16 protein-coding genes and 1 pseudogene are annotated in these 19369 nt (G+C 63.0%); 12 read left to right on the forward strand and 5 right to left on the reverse strand.

Annotated elements, in window-relative coordinates:
• Positions 1–13: 13 nt before the first annotated feature.
• The 12 genes and pseudogenes from BM171_RS15965 to rfbA (BM171_RS16020) all read left to right on the forward strand — a co-directional run bounded on the left by BM171_RS15965 (position 14) and on the right by rfbA (BM171_RS16020) (position 13754).
• On the forward strand, positions 14–1048 hold the full coding sequence (locus BM171_RS15965) for an EpsG family protein (protein ID WP_093014750.1): 1035 nt from the start codon (positions 14–16) through the stop codon (positions 1046–1048).
• A gap of 80 nt (positions 1049–1128) precedes the next feature.
• Positions 1129–1699 (forward strand): annotated as a pseudogene (rfbC, locus tag BM171_RS15970) (dTDP-4-dehydrorhamnose 3,5-epimerase).
• On the forward strand, positions 1696–2736 hold the full coding sequence (gene rfbB / locus BM171_RS15975; protein WP_093014753.1) for a dTDP-glucose 4,6-dehydratase: 1041 nt from the start codon (positions 1696–1698) through the stop codon (positions 2734–2736). Before rfbC ends, rfbB (BM171_RS15975) begins: the two are co-directional and overlap by 4 nt.
• Entirely contained in the window at positions 2733–3575 is an 843-nt protein-coding gene (gene rfbD / locus BM171_RS15980) for a dTDP-4-dehydrorhamnose reductase (protein WP_093014756.1), read from the forward strand. Before rfbB (BM171_RS15975) ends, rfbD (BM171_RS15980) begins: the two co-directional genes overlap by 4 nt.
• Positions 3572–4441 (forward strand): glucose-1-phosphate thymidylyltransferase RfbA, encoded by an 870-nt coding sequence (gene rfbA, locus BM171_RS15985; RefSeq protein WP_093014759.1) that lies wholly within the window; start codon positions 3572–3574, stop codon positions 4439–4441. The genes rfbD (BM171_RS15980) and rfbA (BM171_RS15985) overlap by 4 nt, the downstream gene beginning before the upstream one ends.
• A gap of 1152 nt (positions 4442–5593) precedes the next feature.
• On the forward strand, positions 5594–6601 hold the full coding sequence (locus tag BM171_RS15990; RefSeq protein ID WP_175497592.1) for an MraY family glycosyltransferase: 1008 nt from the start codon (positions 5594–5596) through the stop codon (positions 6599–6601).
• A gap of 357 nt (positions 6602–6958) precedes the next feature.
• Entirely contained in the window at positions 6959–8398 is a 1440-nt protein-coding gene (locus BM171_RS15995) for a mannose-1-phosphate guanylyltransferase/mannose-6-phosphate isomerase (RefSeq protein ID WP_093014765.1), read from the forward strand.
• Positions 8395–9780: a phosphohexomutase domain-containing protein gene (locus BM171_RS16000; RefSeq protein ID WP_093014768.1), complete on the forward strand. Its 1386-nt coding sequence runs from the start codon at positions 8395–8397 to the stop codon at positions 9778–9780. The genes BM171_RS15995 and BM171_RS16000 overlap by 4 nt, the downstream gene beginning before the upstream one ends.
• A 58-nt stretch (positions 9781–9838) precedes the next feature.
• Positions 9839–10999, forward strand: coding sequence for a DUF1972 domain-containing protein (locus tag BM171_RS16005; protein ID WP_093014771.1), 1161 nt, complete (start codon positions 9839–9841; stop codon positions 10997–10999).
• A 6-nt stretch (positions 11000–11005) separates the two neighbouring features.
• A complete protein-coding gene (gene rfbB, locus BM171_RS16010) occupies positions 11006–12046 on the forward strand; it encodes a dTDP-glucose 4,6-dehydratase (RefSeq protein ID WP_093014774.1) in 1041 nt (346 codons plus the stop codon).
• Positions 12043–12885, forward strand: coding sequence for a dTDP-4-dehydrorhamnose reductase (rfbD, locus tag BM171_RS16015; protein WP_093014777.1), 843 nt, complete (start codon positions 12043–12045; stop codon positions 12883–12885). The genes rfbB (BM171_RS16010) and rfbD (BM171_RS16015) overlap by 4 nt, the downstream gene beginning before the upstream one ends.
• The gene (gene rfbA / locus BM171_RS16020; RefSeq protein ID WP_093014780.1) at positions 12882–13754 is read left to right on the forward strand and encodes a glucose-1-phosphate thymidylyltransferase RfbA; all 873 of its coding nucleotides are present in this window, start codon (positions 12882–12884) and stop codon (positions 13752–13754) included. The genes rfbD (BM171_RS16015) and rfbA (BM171_RS16020) overlap by 4 nt, the downstream gene beginning before the upstream one ends.
• A gap of 9 nt (positions 13755–13763) precedes the next feature.
• Here rfbA (BM171_RS16020) and BM171_RS16025 read toward each other — a convergent pair whose 3' ends face one another.
• From BM171_RS16025 to BM171_RS16045, 5 genes are all read right to left on the reverse strand, one after another.
• Complete coding sequence (locus BM171_RS16025; RefSeq protein WP_175497593.1) at positions 13764–15020, reverse strand: M10 family metallopeptidase; 1257 nt, start codon at positions 15018–15020, stop codon at positions 13764–13766.
• A gap of 148 nt (positions 15021–15168) precedes the next feature.
• Entirely contained in the window at positions 15169–15891 is a 723-nt protein-coding gene (locus tag BM171_RS16030; RefSeq protein ID WP_093014786.1) for a proteasome-type protease, read from the reverse strand.
• 95 nt (positions 15892–15986) lie between these two features.
• Positions 15987–16823: a transglutaminase family protein gene (locus BM171_RS16035; RefSeq protein ID WP_093014789.1), complete on the reverse strand. Its 837-nt coding sequence runs from the start codon at positions 16821–16823 to the stop codon at positions 15987–15989.
• Complete coding sequence (locus BM171_RS16040) at positions 16820–17773, reverse strand: alpha-E domain-containing protein (RefSeq protein ID WP_093014792.1); 954 nt, start codon at positions 17771–17773, stop codon at positions 16820–16822. Before BM171_RS16040 ends, BM171_RS16035 begins: the two co-directional genes overlap by 4 nt.
• Positions 17774–17777: 4 nt before the next feature.
• On the reverse strand, positions 17778–19190 hold the full coding sequence (locus BM171_RS16045; RefSeq protein WP_093014795.1) for a circularly permuted type 2 ATP-grasp protein: 1413 nt from the start codon (positions 19188–19190) through the stop codon (positions 17778–17780).
• Positions 19191–19369 lie beyond the last annotated feature (179 nt).

A 19369-nucleotide genomic window follows, 5' to 3' on the forward strand; every position in this document is an offset into this window, starting at 1 on the left:
GCCCTGCCCATCCATGTTTGTTTATCTTGGAATATACAGTGGTCTTGCGCTATCCGCGGTTGGAAACTACCGTCGGCGGAACACTGTCTTTTTCGTTTTGACGGCCGCCCTTCTCGTATGGTTCATGGGGTTCCGCTACGAGACTGGGTGTGACTATCTGGGATATCGGCACAGGTGGGTCCACTATTTTCCGCCAACCAGCCTGGCTCAGCTCTTTCAAGGCCAAGAAGCCGGCTTTGCTCTTCTGATGGGGTCAGTGAAGGCGTTAGGACTGGACTACACGTGGTTGAACGTGGCGGCGTCCGCGATCTTGGTGGCATGCTATACTCGTTTTGCCACTGCACATTCTTTCGCGCCCCTGATATTGGCGCTGCTTTTCCCTGTGATCATTATCCAGCTCGGCATGTCGGGAATACGTCAGGCGCTTGCTGGCGGTTTCTTGATGCTGTCCTTCAATGCTTTTTCCAGAAAAGAAAGACTTTGGACCGCTATCTGGATACTGATCGGGATGCAATTCCACGCCAGTGTCGTCATGTTCCTCCCCATCGCGCTGATCGCAGGCAGGCAGATCAACACACTAAGGTTGGCTGCAAGTCTTGCGATCTTGGGCCCGGTCGCAGGTTTACTTCTCGCAGATCGGTTTGAAACATACGAAAGTCGGTACATTGAGGGGGCGGTCACGTCGGGTGGGGCTATCATCAGATACGCGTTGATTCTTTTGCCGGTGCCGTTCTTTGTAACTTACCGTGCAAGCGTCAGAAGGCAGTTCCCTGACGTGTACCCGTTGCTCAAGATGGCTGCTTTGATTATCTTGGCATTGGCACCGCTGGCCGTCTTGTCCTCAATTGCGCTCCACCGGCTAAATTATTACGTCATGCCATTGTCAATTCTACTTCTTGTATATGTTGGAGCCATAGCATTCAGAAGAGCAAGGCAGGGCCATATACTCGCTGCGGGTGCCTATGGCGCTTACTCGCTCTTCTGGTTCATGGGGTCCAGTCATGCTCAGTCTTGTTACCTGCCCTATGAGAATACGTGGTTCCTTTGATTAGGTTCCAGCGATCCAAGCAGCCATCCATCCGCTTTTGCATATAACATTTCCGATGCCAATTTGATGGGAGTGAGATAATGATAGTTTCGATGACCAGATGCTACGGCCTCCGCCTCATCGAACCTCGTCGCTTCGGCGACCATCGGGGCTTCTTCGCTGAGACCTGGAACCGCCGCTCCTACAAAGACCAGTGCATCGCCATCGACTGGGTGCAGGACAACCACTCCCTCTCTGCCACGCCAGGCACCCTCCGCGGCATGCTTTTAGGCTCCGCCCCATGCGCGGGCCAAGCTGGTGCGCTGTGGCCGCGGCCGGCTCTTTGACGTGGTCGTTGATCTGCGCCGCGGGTCGCCGACCTTCGGGCGATGGGAAGGCTTCGAGCTCAGCGCCGAGAACGGCCAGCAGCTCCTGGTCCCCGCTGGCTTCGCCCATGGCTTCGTCACCCGCGAGCCGGAGACCGAGATCGTCTACAAGCGCTCCGACTACTACGCCCCCGAGGCCGAGGGCGCGGTGGCCTGGGATGACCCGGAGATCGGCATCGATTGGGGCCTCGGCGGAGCCGACCCGATCCTGTCGGAGAAGGACCGGGCCGCGCCACGCCTCGGGGATTTCGACACGCCGTTCACCTATCAAGAGGGCGGGGCATGAAGATCCTCGTCACCGGCGGGGCCGGGTTCATCGGCTCCGCCGTCGTGCGCCAGGCCGTGGCCGAGCGGCACGAGGTGGTGAACCTCGACGCGCTGACCTATGCCGCAAACCTCGAGAGCCTGGCCGTCGTCGCCGTCAGCCCGCTCTACACGTTCGAGAAGGCGGATATCCGCGACCGTCCGGCGCTCGACCGGATCTTCGCCACCCACAGACCCGATGCCGTCATGCATCTGGCGGCAGAGAGCCATGTCGATCGCTCCATCGACGGCCCCGGGCTTTTCATCGAGACCAACGTCACCGGCACCTTCAACCTGCTCGAGGCTGCGCGCGCCCACTGGCAGGATGTGGGCCGGCCTGAAGGCTTCCGCTTTCACCACATCTCGACCGACGAGGTCTATGGCAGCCTCGGACCGACCGGCAAGTTCACCGAAGACACGCCCTACGACCCGCGCTCGCCCTACTCCGCCTCCAAAGCCGCCTCGGATCACCTCGTTCGCGCCTGGGCAGAGACCTACGGGCTGCCGGTGGTGCTCTCGAACTGCTCGAACAATTACGGCCCTTTCCACTTCCCCGAGAAGCTGATCCCCGTCGTCATCCTGAACGCGCTGCATAGCCAGCCGATCCCGGTCTATGGCGCGGGGCGGAACGTGCGCGACTGGCTGTATGTCGAGGATCATGCCGACGCGCTCTTGACGGTCCTGCAAGACGGGGCCCTCGGGCGCAGCTACAATATCGGCGGGAACAACGAGCGCGCCAATATCGATCTTGTCCGGGATCTCTGCGCCATCCTCGACCGCTTGCGCCCGGACGCCGCGCCGCACGGCGATCTCATCACCTTCGTCGCGGACCGCCCGGGCCACGATCTGCGCTACGCCATCGACGCAAGCCGGATCCGGGACGAGCTCGGTTGGCAGCCTTCCGTCACCTTGCAGGAAGGCCTCGAGCGGACCGTGCGCTGGTATCTCGAGAACGAGGACTGGTGGCGTCCGCTTCTGAGCCGCGACGGCGTCGGAACGCGGCTGGGGATCGGCTCATGAGCATCCTGGTGTTCGGACGCTCGGGCCAGGTCGCAACCGAACTTGCGACATCGCCCGATGTCATCGCGCTCGGGCGCGCGGCCTGCGATGTGACCGACGCGGATGCCATCCGCGCCGCGATCGAGAGCCGTGCGCCCAAGGCCATCATCAACGCCGCCGCCTATACCGCCGTCGACCGCGCCGAGGCCGAGCCCGACGCGGCCGCGGCCCTGAACGCGCGTGCGCCCGCCGTCATGGCAGAGGTCGCCGCCGCGCGCGGCATTCCCTTCGTGCATATCTCGACCGATTACGTCTTCGACGGGTCGGGCGATGCCCCTCGCGCGCCGAACGCCGTGCCTCGACCCCTCAATGTCTACGGGGCCACTAAGCAGGACGGCGAAGAGGCGGTCCGCGCGGCGGGCGGCCCTCATGCCATCCTGCGCACCTCTTGGGTCTTCTCGGCGCATGGCGCGAACTTCGTGAAGACGATGCTGCGCCTTGGCGCGGAGCGGGACGCGCTGAGCATCGTCTCCGACCAGATCGGCGGGCCCACCCCGGCCCGCGCCATCGCCGAGGCCTGCCTCAAGATCGCAGCGCAGCTCTCTGACAACACGGAGCTTTCCGGCACATACCACGTCTCGGGCGCGCCGGATGTCAGCTGGGCGGACTTCGCCCGCGCGATCTTCGAAGCGGCTGGGCTCGATTGCACCGTGACCGACATCCCGACCTCGGCTTATCCCACCCCGGCGGCGCGTCCGCTCAATTCCCGTCTCGATTGCGCCGCGACCGCCGAGGCCTTCGGCATCGGCCGGCCCGACTGGCGCGCGCATCTCGATCTCGTTCTGAAGGAGCTCGCATGACACAGCGCAAAGGCATCATCCTCGCCGGGGGCTCCGGCACGCGGCTCTACCCGATCACGATGGGCGTCTCGAAGCAGCTCCTGCCGGTCTACGACAAGCCGATGGTCTATTACCCGCTCACGGTCCTGATGCTGGCCGGTATCCGCGAGATCTGTGTCATCACCACGCCCGAAGACCAGGCGCAGTTCCAGCGCACGCTCGGCGACGGCTCGCAATGGGGGATCAGCCTCACCTATATCGAGCAGCCCTCCCCGGACGGGCTGGCGCAGGCATATCTCCTTGCGCGCGACTTCCTGGATGGGGCGCCCTCGGCGATGGTGCTCGGCGACAACGTCTTCTTCGGCCACGGCCTGCCCGAGCTCCTCGCAGAGGCCGATGCGCGCACCACCGGCGGCACGGTCTTCGGCTACCGCGTCTCGGACCCCGAGCGCTACGGCGTCGTCGATTACGACGCGGACGGGCGCGTGACCCAGATCATCGAGAAGCCGCAGAAAGCGCCCTCGCCCTACGCGGTCACGGGCCTCTACTTCCTCGATGGCAGCGCGCCCGAGCGCGCCGCCACCGCAACCCCGTCGGACCGCGGCGAGCTCGAGATCACCTCGCTTCTCGAGACCTATCTCGAGGATGGTCTGCTCGACGTGCGCCGGATGGGCCGCGGCTATGCCTGGCTCGACACAGGCACCCACGGCAGCCTCCTCGATGCGGGCAACTTCGTCCGCACCCTCGTCCAGCGCCAGGGCCTGCAGATCGGCAATCCCGACGAGATCGCATATGAGGCCGGGTGGATAGATAAAGAGCAGCTTCGATTGAGGGCAGAAAAATTTAGAAAGAATTCATACGGTCAATATTTATTATACCGCTTTTAGCTGAATATGTCTTTGAAAAGGCTCGTTTCTTGAACTCGATCGCGTTAAGGGCTTTGAAGGACGAATCGAGACCTACCACACAAAGCCAGATGGAACTCCTCGAAAGCTGATGGACGTCTCACGTCTGCGGGACATGGGCTGGCAGGCGTCAATCGAGCTCGAAGAAGGCTTCCGCGACACCTTCCGGTGGTTTTTCGCTCACTAGGACGCATTTCGCGGCTTAAACCTGCCGCAGTTTAATGTTCAAGGGTCAGCCGTCTCGCTGACCTTTTTCATTTTCAAGGTCTTTTTCTGTGCGGGCATGTCACGGGTGTAGGCCACCGCTTCATAGAACGAAACTGGTTTACACCACCTCCTGTAAGTGCCTGATTTTGCTCAAGCCGAGGATGGCAAGTTTACGAAAATACTCAATGAAATCAACGCTGAGCACGGCTTGCAAATCCGTCTACAAACGATTTGTGCACCCTAAGATCAAACCGAACGACATGTAGCGCACAGATCAGCAAATACGGCCGGCGACGAGTCCTTGGCACCAGACGGATCGTGGTGGATCCACGTGAAAATCGTGGATTGCTGATCGTTTCAATACCTTAGCAGGTGGCAGCGAACACGGTAAGACGCTAGCTCCGAACGTATGGCGGCAGAGATCGTAGGTCTGGAAGCTCCTGAGGCGCTCATTGAGTACTCCATTTATTGCACAATACTTTAGCGCTCAGTCAGAGTACGCGGTGCTCTGCGAGGCAACGACCTTGACCTTTGGGCTAGAATGGTGTGAACACAACCAGGGGTGAATCATAGAACAATCCATTTACAGGCGTTCGGTATCTAGTCAGTGTCACTGACACTGCCCTTTCCGATGATAAAGTAGCGTGGGCGCCGAGTCGCTCGATCGGCACGTGACAAAAAGGCAAAGCCGTCCTTCGCTAGGTGGCATCTGGGCGGCGATGACGACATCCGCAAATAAATACTAAATTCTTCAATAGTAGATTTCAGATTATGGACAATATTCTCAAAAGCTTGGCGCTCACTTTTGACGTTGCTCCGCTTGTGTTCGCGATGACACCGTTCATCGCCCTTCTCCTCTGCTCATTGCTCATCTCGCTGCGACCCGCACTTTCTCGTTTTTGGCGCGAACGCGGCGATGCGTCTGCCGTGCAAGCGTCGCACGAAGGAAATCCGCCGCGTTGCGGCGGGCTGGCGATTTTCGCAGCGATCTGCCTGTCCGCCGCATGGCTCGGCACATCGGAGATGTCGGTTGCGCTCCCGCTGCTTCTGTCCGCACTCCCCGCCGTTGTCGCCGGCACGATCGAGGATTTCGGATATGGTGTCAGCCCGCTCGGCCGGCTGGTCGCATCCGCGGTCGCCGCCATTTGTGCAATCTGGCTGTGCGGGCTTTGGGTCCCACGGTCCGATATTGTCGTTCTTGATACCTTCATGCAGATCCCGGCGGTTGCTATCCTGATCACCGTGTTCTTCTCCGCAGGGTTCTGTCATGCGCTCAACCTCACGGATGGAATGAACGGTCTGGCGTCCACCGTCATCGTGTCCGGTGCGATCGGACTGGCCGCGGTTGCGTCCCTCGAGGGACAGACCGAGGTTGCGCTCTTTGCCCTGCTTCTTGCGGCGGCGGGCATCGGCTTTTTCCTTCTGAACTGGCCGTTCGGCCTGATCTTCTTGGGTGATGCCGGGTCTTACGGGCTTGCTCACCTTCTGATCTGGTGCGCGTTTATTCTTGCCTGGACGTCAGACGCAATCGCGATCCCGGCACTGCTTCTCATCCTTTTCTGGCCGTTCGCGGACACCACTCATACGATTGTGCGTCGCCTTTTGTCCGGCGCGCGCGTGGCCGCGCCTGATCGATTTCACATGCATCAGGTACTCCGCCGGAGCCTTGAAATCATGTGGCTTGGCCGCGGCAACAAGCGCGTGTCAAACCCGGTGACAAGCCTTTTCCTGATACCGTTGATCATGTCCCCCGTGGCGCTGGGTATCGTACTTCACGATCAGCCGCTCCTGTGCTGGATTGCATTTGTCCTGTGCGGATTGGCATTCACGATTCTACATCGGTCGCTGGTCATCTTCACCAAGCGACACGACCGCATGAGCCGGCGTCGCCGCGAAGTATCAGTGGCCCGACTCAGGGGCCTCGAGAGCACTTAGATCTGGGTGTTTTGCGTCCGCGAAAAATGATTGGACCGATCTGCTTCGTTGACGTTTAAAGCATCGCTGTCTCGAATAAATTTCTAAAGGCCGGATGCCACATTGCCCCTGGTTGGTGCTGCATCCAACGCACGCCCGAAGTGAAGCTCCTGTTCCCTGTGGCCCCAGCCAGCAGCAGACGTAGGCAGGGGAACCACAACTCGCGTCCGTCTATGAGAACGACTCGCCACAGAGTTGCGCCTGCAAGTCCTATCGGTTTCAAAGTGACTACGAGAAATCGTTCAGTATGGGACGCGAGGACAACGGCCCTCGTCGCTACAAGCCACAAAACAAATACTCTGAAACTTTAGGTCTTCAATGTCCATTACCCCTATCCTTCTCTGCGGCGGCTCGGGAACGCGCCTCTGGCCATTGTCCCGCAAGTCCTACCCCAAGCAATTTGCCGACCTTCTTGGTGAAGAAAGCCTGTTCCAGGCTTCTGCACGCCGCTTGCAGGGCGACGGTTTCGCGGCGCCGGTGATCCTGACGGCGAACGATTTCCGCTTCATCGTCACCGAACAGCTCGCCGCCGTGGAGCAAGCCGCGCAGGGCATCCTGATCGAGCCCGAAGGGCGGAACACCGCCCCTGCGATCGCGGCGGCGGCGCTTTGGCTTGTCGCGCGAGAACCCGAAGCCATGATGCTCGTCGCCCCGTCCGACCACGCGATCCCGGACCCGCAGGCGTTCCGCGCAGCCGTCGCAGCCGCCCTGCCCCGTGCGGAGGCCGGCGATATCGTGACCTTCGGCATCGCCCCGACCCGGCCCGAGACAGGGTATGGGTATCTCGAGCTCGCGAGCGATGCGGCACCCGCGGCAGACTCGCCCCAGCCACTCGCCCGCTTCGTCGAAAAGCCCGATCTCGCCCGCGCCGCGGAGATGCTCGCCGCCGGGCGGTATCTCTGGAATGCCGGGATCTTCCTCTTCTCCGCGCAGACCATGATCGACGCGTTCGAGACCCATGCGCCAAAGATGCTGGCCAAGGTCCGCGAGGCCGTGACCGGCGCGGCGCAGGATCTGTCCTTCACCCGTCTGGCCGCCGATCCCTGGGACGGGGTCGAGGATATCTCCATCGACTATGCGATCATGGAGAAGGCGACCAACCTCGCCGTGATGCCGTACAAGGGCGCGTGGTCCGATCTCGGAGGCTGGGACGCGGTCTGGATGGAATCCGAGCCTGACGCGACCGGCACGGTTACATCCGACCACGCGACCGCGATCGACTGCACCGACACGCTTCTGCGCAGCGAGTCGCCCGAGGTCGAACTCGTGGGCATCGGGCTGACCGACATCGTCGCCGTCGCAATGAACGACGCGGTGCTTGTCGCCCACAAATCCGAAGCGCAGCGTGTCAAGGAGGCCGTCTCGGCGCTGAAAGCCCGCGGCGCGGCGCAGGCCACGAGCCTTCCCATCGACCACCGCCCCTGGGGCTGGTTCGAAAGCCTCGTGACCGGAGATCGCTTCCAGGTGAAACGCATCCACGTCAATCCAGGCGCGGCCCTGTCGCTGCAGAGCCATCACCACCGCTCCGAGCACTGGATCGTCGTGCAAGGCACCGCGAAGGTCACCGTGGACGACGACGAGGTCCTGGTGACCGAGAACCAGTCCGTCTACATTCCGCTCGGCGCGGTCCACCGGATGGAAAATCCCGGCAAGGTGCCGATGGTCCTGATCGAAGTGCAGACGGGCCGTTATCTCGGCGAGGATGACATCATCCGCTACGACGACGTCTATGCGCGCGGACCGGGAGCCAAGGGATGAGCGGCCTCACCTGCTTCAAAGCATACGACATCCGCGGGCGGCTCGGTGTCGATCTCGACCCAGAAATCGCCTACCGGATCGGACGTGCCTTCGCCGACGCGCTCGAGGCCAAGCGGGTCGTCCTTGGCCGCGACGTTCGGGCCTCTTCGGAAGAGCTGGCGGAAGCCGTGGCGCGCGCCTTAAGCGATGCGGGATGCGAGGTGCTCGACCTCGGGCTCTCAGGCACCGAGGAGATGTATTTCGCTACCACGCATTTCGGCGCCGATGGCGGGATCTGCGTGACCGCGTCGCATAACCCGATGGATTACAACGGGATGAAGATGGTGCGCGCGGGATCTGCTCCGCTCGGATCGGAGACGGGTTTGGCGCGGATCAAGGATTTGGCCGAAGCGGATGAGTTCCCGGCGCCGCGTCCGGACGGATCGATCACGGATGTCGCCAGCGAAGCCCGAGCGGCCTATGTCGCACGCATCGCGTCCTTCATGGACATGGACACTCTGAACCCGCTCAAGATTCTCGTGAACGCGGGGCACGGCGCTGCCGGGCCGACCTTCGACGCGCTTGCCTCGCACCTGGCGGACATGGGCGCGCCTTTCGAGTTCGTCCGCATGTATCACGAGCCGGACGGAACCTTCCCGCAAGGCATCCCGAACCCGCTCCTGCCTGAGAACCGGCCCGCCACGGCTGAAGCCGTTCGAACGCATGGCGCGGATTTCGGCGTGGCTTGGGACGGCGATTTCGACCGCTGCTTCTTCTTCGATCACACCGGCGCGTTCATCGACGGGGAATATGTCGTCGGCCTCCTGGCGGAAGCCTTCCTGAAGAAAGAGCCCGGCGCCGCGATCGTCCATGATCCGCGCATCATCTGGAACACGCAGGATATAGTGGCCGAAAGTGGCGGGCGCGCGGTGCAGGCGCGAACCGGTCACGCGTTCCTGAAGCAAGCCTTGCGCGACGAGGACGCCGTCTATGGCGGCGAGATGTCGGCGCATCACTATTTCCGCGACTTCTGCTTTTGCGACTCGGGCATGATCCCGTGGCTCCTCGTCGCCGAGCTCGTCAGCCAAAAGGGACCGCTCGCTGATCTCGTGGCAGAGCGGCGCACAAAGTTTCCCTCCTCTGGCGAGATCAACTTCACGCTCGAGGATCCCGGCGCAGCCATCGCACGCGTGCGCGCCGTCTTCGAGCCCGAGGCTCAGGCCGTTGACGAAACCGACGGGCTTGGCTTCGACCTCGGCACCTGGCGGTTCAACCTGCGCAGTTCCAACACCGAACCGGTCGTGCGCCTCAATGTCGAGGCAAAGGGCGACAGAGCGCTCGTCGATGCGGGCGTCGCGCGCGTCGAAGCGCTGCTGCGGCAAGGCGAAGCCCGTCAGGCTTAACGGGGATTTAGGGTTAAGGGGCCATTGTCGGAGCGAACGTTAGCCGCTCCGAGGCCCCATGACGCCCATCACCTGCGCCATCATCGGCACAGCCGGACTGCCGGCCCGCTATGGCGGGTTCGAGACGCTCGCCGAAAATCTCGCGCGCCAGAACCGGGAGGCGCCGCAGCCGATGGACCTTACCGTGTATTGTCCCGGCCGCGGCGGTCCACAGCGCTATGAGGGCGCGCGCCTGCGCTATGTGCCGCTTCCCGCGAATGGCGCCTTCTCGGTTCCCTACGATATCATCTCGATGCTGGAAGCCGTGCGGCGCGGGACGGACACGATCCTATTGCTCGGCGTGTCGGGCGCGCTTGCTCTGCCGCTCATCCGCGCTGTCTCTCGGGTGCGGATCGTCACCAATATCGACGGTCTCGAATGGCAGCGTCGCAAATGGGGGTGGCTTGCGCGGCACGTCCTGCGTCTGTCCGAGCGGGCCGCGATACGCTGGTCGCACCATATCGTCGCGGACAATCCCGCCATCGCGCGCCGTGTCACATTCGAATTTGGCCGTGCCTGCCATGTTATCCCTTATGGAAGTGACCATGGCGTGGTTCTTCCCATCAGGAATTCACCATCTCCGGGCCCTGCCCTCGCAATCGCGCGGATTGAGCCCGAGAACAATGTCGAGATGGTGCTCGAGGCGTTCGCTCAGATGCCGGAGCGATGCTTGACCTTCGTCGGCAATTGGCAGGCGAGCCGATACGGTCGGCGTCTCAGAGCCCGGTTCGCGGCCTGTCCCAATCTCGATTTGCAGGACGCGGTCTATGACCCCCTAGCCCTGTCACGCCTGCGCCGCCGCGCCTCGGTGTATATCCACGGGCATTCTGCCGGTGGGACGAACCCGTCCCTGGTCGAAATCATGCCCTACCGCATTCCGGTCCTCGCCTTCGCGACGGGCTCGAACTGGCAGACCACCGAAGGACGGGCGCTTTATTTCACGAGCTGCGCCAGTCTTTGCGCGCAACTTGAGGATCTGTCGGAAGAGAGCGCCCAGCAGATCGGCGACGACATGGCCGCCATCGCCGAACGCCGCTATCGCTGGACGGATGTCGCAGCGAGATATTTCAGCCTTCTCGCCGCAAGCTGCCGTCCTGCCACAACCAAGATCACTGCGACTCGCCCCTCGTGGCGTTCCGCCTCGTTCCGGTCTAAGCCTCTGGCTGTAAGCGAGAAGTGAGGCGCCATGAAGATCCTCGTAACAGGCGGTGCGGGCTTTATCGGCTCCGCGGTGGTGCGGCTTGCGGTGAGCCGAGGGCACGAGGTCGTCAATCTCGATGCGCTGACCTATGCGGCCAACCCCGCAAACGTCGCGCCGGTGGCCGACAGCCCGCTCTACAGGTTCGAACATGCCGACATTCGTGACCGTGCCGCGCTTGACCGTATCTTTGCCGAACATGCGCCCGACGCAGTCATGCATCTCGCGGCCGAAAGCCACGTGGATCGCTCGATCGACGGCCCGGCCGCCTTCATGGAGACGAACGTTACCGGCACGTTTCACCTCCTAGAGGCGGCCCGAAGCTATTGGCTCGCTAAGGGCCGCCCGGATACCTTCCGATTCCACCATGTCTCGACCGACGAGGTCTTCGGATCGCTCGGCGAGACAGGGCTCTTCACCGAAGAGACGGCCTACGATCCGCGCTCGCCCTATTCCGCTTCCAAAGCCGCCTCGGATCACCTCGTTCGCGCCTGGGGAGAGACCTACGGGCTGCCGGTGGTGCTCTCGAACTGCTCCAACAATTACGGCCCCTACCACTTCCCCGAGAAGCTGATCCCCGTCGTCATACTGAACGCGCTACATGGCCAGCCGATCCCGGTCTATGGCGCGGGGCGGAACGTGCGCGACTGGCTGTATGTCGAGGATCACGCCGACGCGCTCCTGACGGTCTTGCAAGACGGGGCCCTCGGGCGCAGCTACAATATCGGCGGGAACAACGAGCGGGCCAATATCGATCTTGTCCGGGATCTCTGCGCCATCCTCGACCGCTTGCGCCCGGACGCCGCGCCGCACGGCGATCTCATCACCTTCGTCGCGGACCGCCCGGGCCACGATCTGCGCTACGCCATCGACGCAAGCCGGATCCGGGACGAGCTCGGTTGGCAGCCTTCCGTCACCTTGCAGGAAGGCCTCGAGCGGACCGTGCGCTGGTATCTCGAGAACGAGGACTGGTGGCGTCCGCTTCTGAGCCGCGACGGCGTCGGAACGCGGCTGGGGATCGGCTCATGAGCATCCTGGTGTTCGGACGCTCGGGCCAGGTCGCAACCGAACTTGCGACATCGCCCGATGTCATCGCGCTCGGGCGCGCGGCCTGCGATGTGACCGACGCGGATGCCATCCGCGCCGCGATCGAGAGCCATGCGCCCAAGGCCATCATCAACGCCGCCGCCTATACCGCCGTCGACCGCGCCGAGGCCGAGCCCGACGCGGCCGCGGCCCTGAACGCGCGTGCGCCCGCCGTCATGGCAGAGGTCGCCGCCGCGCGCGGCATTCCCTTCGTGCATATCTCGACCGATTACGTCTTCGACGGGTCGGGCGATGCCCCTCGCGCGCCGAACGCCGTGCCTCGACCCCTCAATGTCTACGGGGCCACTAAGCAGGACGGCGAAGAGGCGGTCCGCGCGGCGGGCGGCCCTCATGCCATCCTGCGCACCTCTTGGGTCTTCTCGGCGCATGGCGCGAACTTCGTGAAGACGATGCTGCGCCTTGGCGCGGAGCGGGACGCGCTGAGCATCGTCTCCGACCAGATCGGCGGGCCCACCCCGGCCCGCGCCATCGCCGAGGCCTGCCTCAAGATCGCAGCGCAGCTCTCTGACAACACGGAGCTTTCCGGCACATACCACGTCTCGGGCGCGCCGGATGTCAGCTGGGCGGACTTCGCCCGCGCGATCTTCGAAGCGGCTGGGCTCGATTGCACCGTGACCGACATCCCGACCTCGGCTTATCCCACCCCGGCGGCGCGTCCGCTCAATTCCCGTCTCGATTGCGCCGCGACCGCCGAGGCCTTCGGCATCGGCCGGCCCGACTGGCGCGCGCATCTCGATCTCGTTCTGAAGGAGCTCGCATGACACAGCGCAAAGGCATCATCCTCGCCGGGGGCTCCGGCACGCGGCTCTACCCGATCACGATGGGCGTCTCGAAGCAGCTCCTGCCGGTCTACGACAAGCCGATGGTCTATTACCCGCTCACGGTCCTGATGCTGGCCGGTATCCGCGAGATCTGTGTCATCACCACGCCCGAAGACCAGGCGCAGTTCCAGCGCACGCTCGGCGACGGCTCGCAATGGGGGATCAGCCTCACCTATATCGAGCAGCCCTCCCCGGACGGGCTGGCGCAGGCATATCTCCTTGCGCGCGACTTCCTGGATGGGGCGCCCTCGGCGATGGTGCTCGGCGACAACGTCTTCTTCGGCCACGGCCTGCCCGAGCTTCTCGCAGAGGCCGATGCTCGCACAACCGGCGGCACGGTCTTCGGCTACCGCGTCTCGGACCCCGAGCGCTACGGCGTCGTCGATTACGACGCGGCCGGGCGCGTGACCCAGATCATCGAGAAGCCGCAGAAAGCGCCCTCGCCCTACGCGGTCACGGGGCTTTACTTCCTCGATGGCACCGCGCCCGAGCGCGCCGCCACCGTGACCCCGTCTGACCGCGGCGAGCTCGAGATCACCTCGCTTCTCGAGACCTATCTCGAGGATGGTCTGCTCGACGTGCGCCGGATGGGCCGCGGCTATGCCTGGCTCGACACTGGCACCCACGGCAGCCTCCTCGATGCCGGCAACTTCGTCCGCACCCTCGTCCAACGCCAGGGCCTGCAGATCGGCAATCCCGACGAGATCGCATATGAGGCCGGGTGGGTCGGCCGGGACGAGATCGAAGCGCGCGCAAAAGCCTTCGGAAAGAACGATTACGGCGCGTACCTGAGGCGGCTTCTGGACTAAGGCAGAGCCTCAGGCCAGAAGGTAATCCGCCTCGGATGCGGTTGTAGATGCGCCGACGCCCTCGAACAGGATCGTCTGGTCGAAGAAGCTGAGCTCGAACCCCTCCGGCGTCCTGTCGAAAGAGAAGTTGCGCAAGCCGATCCGTCCGTAATCGGACAGGTCGAGCTGGTCGTCACCGTTGCCCCAATCGGTGATGACATCGTAACCACCTTGGCCCTCGACGAAGATGAACGTGTCGTCGCCGGCGCCGCCAGTCAGAACGTTGTCGGCGGCATTGGCAATGATCGCGTCATTACCCGAGCCGCCGGTCGCGTTTTCGATCACGACACCATTGGCGATCGTATAGCCGCCATAGATGCCCTCGACATAGGAGATCCAGCCGCCACCGCCTTCCTCGAGTTCCAGCGTGGCCGGGCGCAGGTCGAGAACCGCGTTCTCGCTGCCGTCGTAGCGCAGCTCGTCCGTGCCGCCCGCATCCCAGATGCAGGCATAGAACGTCCCGGAGCCGTTGGCATCCGGCAGCATGTAGACGTCATCGCCTGTCGCATGGTCCATGTTCGCGCCGTACTTGTCCTGAAGCACCGCGATATCGACCGCCATCGGCGTGCCCTGATACCCGTAATTCACCGTATCGAGCGGTGTCACATCGCCATCGGGGTTCGTCACCCAGCCATCGATATAGGACATCATCGTGTAGACGCCCTGGTTCAGATCGTCGACGCCGGTGCTGCCGGAGTTGAACACGCCGGGCAGGATCGGCGAGCCGCCGCCAGTGTCATGCGGATGCGCGAGGCCGAGCCCGTGGCCGAGCTCATGAATGAGGGTGATGAAGCCGTAGCCGCCCTGTTCGAGACCGCCGGTTTCGTTCCAGCCGGTGCCTTCGCTGTTGAAGCCACCGGAGCCTTCGTTGAGCGTTCCCGGCGGGTTAAAGACACCGAGATAAAGACCGCGCGCGTCGACCTTGTTCAGAACGAGTTCCGCGTCCTCGGCATTGTCGACCTCGACGAACTCGACGTCGATGATGTCCTCGAAGGTCTGAAACGCGATTTCAGCCTGACCTTTCTCATACTCCGACCATTCCTGCGACTGGAAAAAGCCGAACCGCTCCCCGGGCACGGCGAAGTAGTATTCGATCACCATGTCGCCGTCGGCGTTGGTCTGACCGGACGAGATCTGCGTGCCCCAGTCGATCGCGTCGGTGTAATCGGTGGTCACCGCGACCGAAGGATCCGGGAGCGTCGTCGCCCCGGTCTGGTTGCCGTTCATCAGTCCAGCTTTGTCACAATAAATGCACATGAAATCCGTCCGCCGCGCTTAATTGCACCCTTGCGCGCAAATTAGCCGCGACCGGTCGGACAAATCAATCGTCAAGAGCCGATGAAACGAATTTTCCCTGACGTTGAGTAAAGATGAGTCAGACGGATGCGATTGTCTGAAACGCGTTTCGAAGCGCTTCGGACCAAGCCTGGCTCATCTTCTGGAAGCTTGGGTCTTCCGCCTCGATGCGGCGAGCCCGGCTGATCTGCAGCGCGTCGTTCTCGATCACTACGAGATCGAGCGGCATGCCGACGCTCAGGTTCGACCGCAAGGTCGAATCCATCGACAAGAGCACCGCCTTTTCGGCATCCGCGAGCGTAGTTTCCGGCCGGATCACGCGATCCAAGATCGGCTTGCCGTATTTGTGCTCCCCGATCTGGAGATAAGGCGTCTCGGCGGTGGCCTCGATGAAATTGCCCTGCGGATAGATAAGAAAGAGGCGCATGGCGCCATCCGCGCGCTGGCCGGCGAGGATTAGCGATGCCGAAACGCCGGTTTCCTGCCGCTGCATCTTACCCCGGACCTCATGCGTGACCTGGCCCAGCATGTTGCCTACGATCTCCGCGACGCGAAGCATAGAGGGTGCATGCATGATCGAACTGTTCTCATCGCCATGTTCGATCGCCTCGGTCAGTCGCGCGATCGTCGTCTGCGTCACCGACAGGCTGCCTGCCGTCATGATCGCGATTACGCGCTCACCCGGTGTCTCGAAGGTGAACATCTTTCGATAGGTGGAGATATTGTCGAGCCCGGCATTGGTGCGGGTGTCTGACAGAAGGACCATCCCCTCGTTCAGAAGGAGGCCGACGCAATAGGTCATCGATTCGAACCTGTATTCATAGCCGCTCAGGCTTAAGCCTCATCCCGCGACGCTTCAATGCGTGCATGATCCCGTATCGCGCGGGCGTTACCGTTTCATTGCTGCTGTTGCCCTTCCACTCCGCCTTCGCGCACCTTCACGCGCACATCGAGCCGCTCGCCACCGCCGCCGGTTACCATCCCGCGGATCGGAGAGGCATCCTGCGCATCGTACCCCGAGCCGAGGCGGATGTAGCGATCATCGGGGCAGACGCCGTTCGAGGCGTCGAAGCCGACCCAGCCCAGATCCTCGACATAGAGTTCCGCCCAGGCATGGCTGGCCTCGGACATATGGTCCTCGGACGCGCTGAAAAGATAGCCTGTCACATAGCGCGCCGGGATGCCCGAGAGCTGTGCCAGCGCGATCAGAACATGAGTTTGATCCTGACAGACCCCTTTGCCGAGATCGAACGCCTCGGCGGCGGTCGTGTAATGCTCGGTCTCGCCGGGCATGTATTCGACGCGCTCCGCCGTCACCGTGGAAAGCGCATGCGCCTTTTCGAGAGTGGGCTTGCCCTCGAGCGCAGAGAGCGTCTCTTCGGCCGCCTCCCGCAAGGGTTGGCTGGGCCAGGTGCGCGCGGTCGGAGTGAGATAGGCCGAAGGCGGCACTTTCTCGCGGTGATCCTTGAGGATGCCAGCGTAATCGGTCGTCTCGACCTCGCCGGTCACCTCGATCTCGAACGCATCGAGCGGCCCCTGCACGCTCACTGTTTCGGTCCAGTCGCCGGCCCCGTCGCGGAAGGCGGCCCCGCGCGTCGCCTGGAGCATGTTCACCTCCCACGTTATCACGCGCTGGTTGGCGCAGCGCGACGGCACGAGCCGATGCGACTGGATCAGCCGCCGGACCGGGATATCGAAATTGTAGCGGGTGATATGGCTGACGCTGAGCTTCATTCCGGCACCCCTTCCAGGTAACTCGACTGGACCGCGCCCGCGATCTCCGAGTTGCGTGACATGTAGCGCAACAGGAACTGGTGCAGGCCCTCATCGAAGATGTCTTCGATCGTCGCCTCCGCGAGCTCCCCGAGAAGACCGCGCGCATGGGACGCGGCTCTCGGTGTGTGGCCATAGCCTCGCGCAAGCGCATCGAGGTGATCGACGCTGCCTTGCGTCGCGGACAGAAGTGAGCGCGGGAACTGCCGATTCAGGATCAGAAGATGGGCGATCTTGGCGGCGGTGATCTCTCCCTTGTAAGCCCAGACGAAGGCCCGGTGCGCCTGCATCGACCGAAGCAATGTCGCCCATTGCGACTGATCGAGGGCCGAGCCCACATAGGACAGGCTCGGGAGCAGCACGTAATATTTCACGTCGAGAAGCCGCGCCGTGTTGTCTCCGCGCTCGATCGAGTGGCCGAGCCCCATGAAATTATAGCCATCATTGCGAAGCTGCGTTGCATCAATGGCCCCGCGGATCTGCGCGCCCGAACGGAGCGACCAATCGGCCAGATCGTTCACCAGAAGCTTCGACCGCTCCATCCGGTGAAAGCCCTGCAATTCCTGGAACGTCGTGTTGATCGCGTCCCAGACAGAACTTGTCAGCGCCGTGCGGACGACGCGTGCGTTCTCCCGTGCGGCGGCGAGGCAAGACATGACCGATGCCGGGTTCGCGCTGTCGAAGAACAGGAAGGTCTCGACGTTCCGTTGAACCGGGTCGCCAAACTTCTCGCGGAAGGCTTCGAGCTGGCCGAGCGCTTGCAGCACGGCCTCCCAGTCGTTGCGAAGGCCGCCGCCGATATCCGGCATCAACGCGTTGCGAGCGCCCACCTGCAGAAGGCGCGCGGTGGTTTCGGCGCGCTCGAGATAGCGGGCCATCCAGTAAAGATGCGATGCGGTCCGGCTCAGCATGTCGTCACTCCGCCAGAACCCAGGTATCTTTGACGCCGCCGCCCTGCGAGGAATTCACGACGAGCGAGCCCTCGTTGAGGGCAACACGCGTGAGACCACCGGGCACAAGCTCGATCTTGTCGCCGACAAGGCAGTAGGGCCGCAGGTCCACGTGCCGCGGCGCGACGCCCTCTTCCACGAAGGTCGGACACGCCGACAGCGACAGGGTCGGCTGGGCGATATAGTTCCAGGGCTTCTCCTCGATCTTGGCGCGGAACGCCTCGATCTGGCTCTTGTCTGCCTTGGGTCCGACCAGCATCCCGTAACCGCCCGAGCCGTGGACCTCCTTCACGACGAGATCGCCGAGGTTCTCGAGCACATACTTGCACTGATCCGGGATCGCGCATTGCCAGGTCGGCACGTTCTCGAGGATCGGAGCCTCGCCAAGATAGAACCGGATCATTTCCGGCACGAAGGTGTAGATCGCCTTGTCGTCCGCGACGCCCGCGCCCGGAGCCGAGCAGATCGTCACCCCGCCCGAGCGGTAGACATTCATGAGCCCCGGCACGCCCAGCATCGAGTCGGCCCGGAAACAGAGCGGATCGAGAAACGCGTCGTCGATCCGCCGGTAGATCACGTCGACCTTCTTCGGCCCCTCGGTCGTGCGCATCCAGCAGAAGTCGCCATCGACGAACAGATCCTGCCCCTCGACGAGTTCGACCCCCATGAGGTCGGCGAGGAAGGAGTGCTCGTAATAGGCTGAGTTGAAATGCCCCGGCGTGAGGATCACGACGTTCGGCTCGCCGTCGCATTTCTTGGGCGCAACCGAAGCCAGCGTGTGGCGCAGCGCGTCGGCATAGCCGTCGACCGGCGCGATGCGGTTCTCCACGAAGAGATGCGGGAACATCCGCATCATGATCTCGCGGTTCTGCAGCATGTAGGAGACGCCGGAGGGCGTGCGGCAATTGTCCTCGAGCACGTAGAACTGGTCCGGCCCCGTCCGCACGAGGTCGATGCCGACGATATGGCTCCAGACGTTGCGGGGCGGGCGGATGCCGACGACGGCGCGCTCGAACGCCTCATTATGGGTGACGAGATGTTCGGGAATGCGGCCCGCGCGGATGATCTCGCGCTGGTCATAGACATCGGCGAGGAAGGCGTTGAGCGCGGCCGCACGTTGGCGGATGCCCCGGTCGAGCTTGCGCCATTCATCGGCGGTGAAGACCCGCGGGAACATGTCGAACGGAATGAGCCGCTCCGGGTCTCCGCCCTCTCCGTAGACCGCGAAGGTGATGCCTACACGGCGGAACAGCGCCTCGGCCTCGCTTTGCTTCATCTGCCTCAGATCGGCGGGCATTTCGTTCTGCCACTTCTCGAGGCTCTGGTAAGCCGCGCGGACCGATCCGCCGTCGATCATTTCATTGAATGTCTGCGTCATTCCGACTCCCCGTTCTGTTACAGGACACACGCAAGCGCCGGGAAAGGCAATGGGGTGACACCGAAAGCGCTTTGGGTGCCGCCGCATTTCGCCGCGTTTTCATGCAGATCGCTCTAAAGCGCTTGCAGCCGCGCGGTGCGCGCCGCAAGTCTGCCCCCATGACCGCACGGCCCGAACGA

The sequence above is a fragment of the Roseivivax halotolerans genome (assembly GCF_900115815.1).
Taxonomy (GTDB): domain Bacteria; phylum Pseudomonadota; class Alphaproteobacteria; order Rhodobacterales; family Rhodobacteraceae; genus Roseivivax; species Roseivivax halotolerans.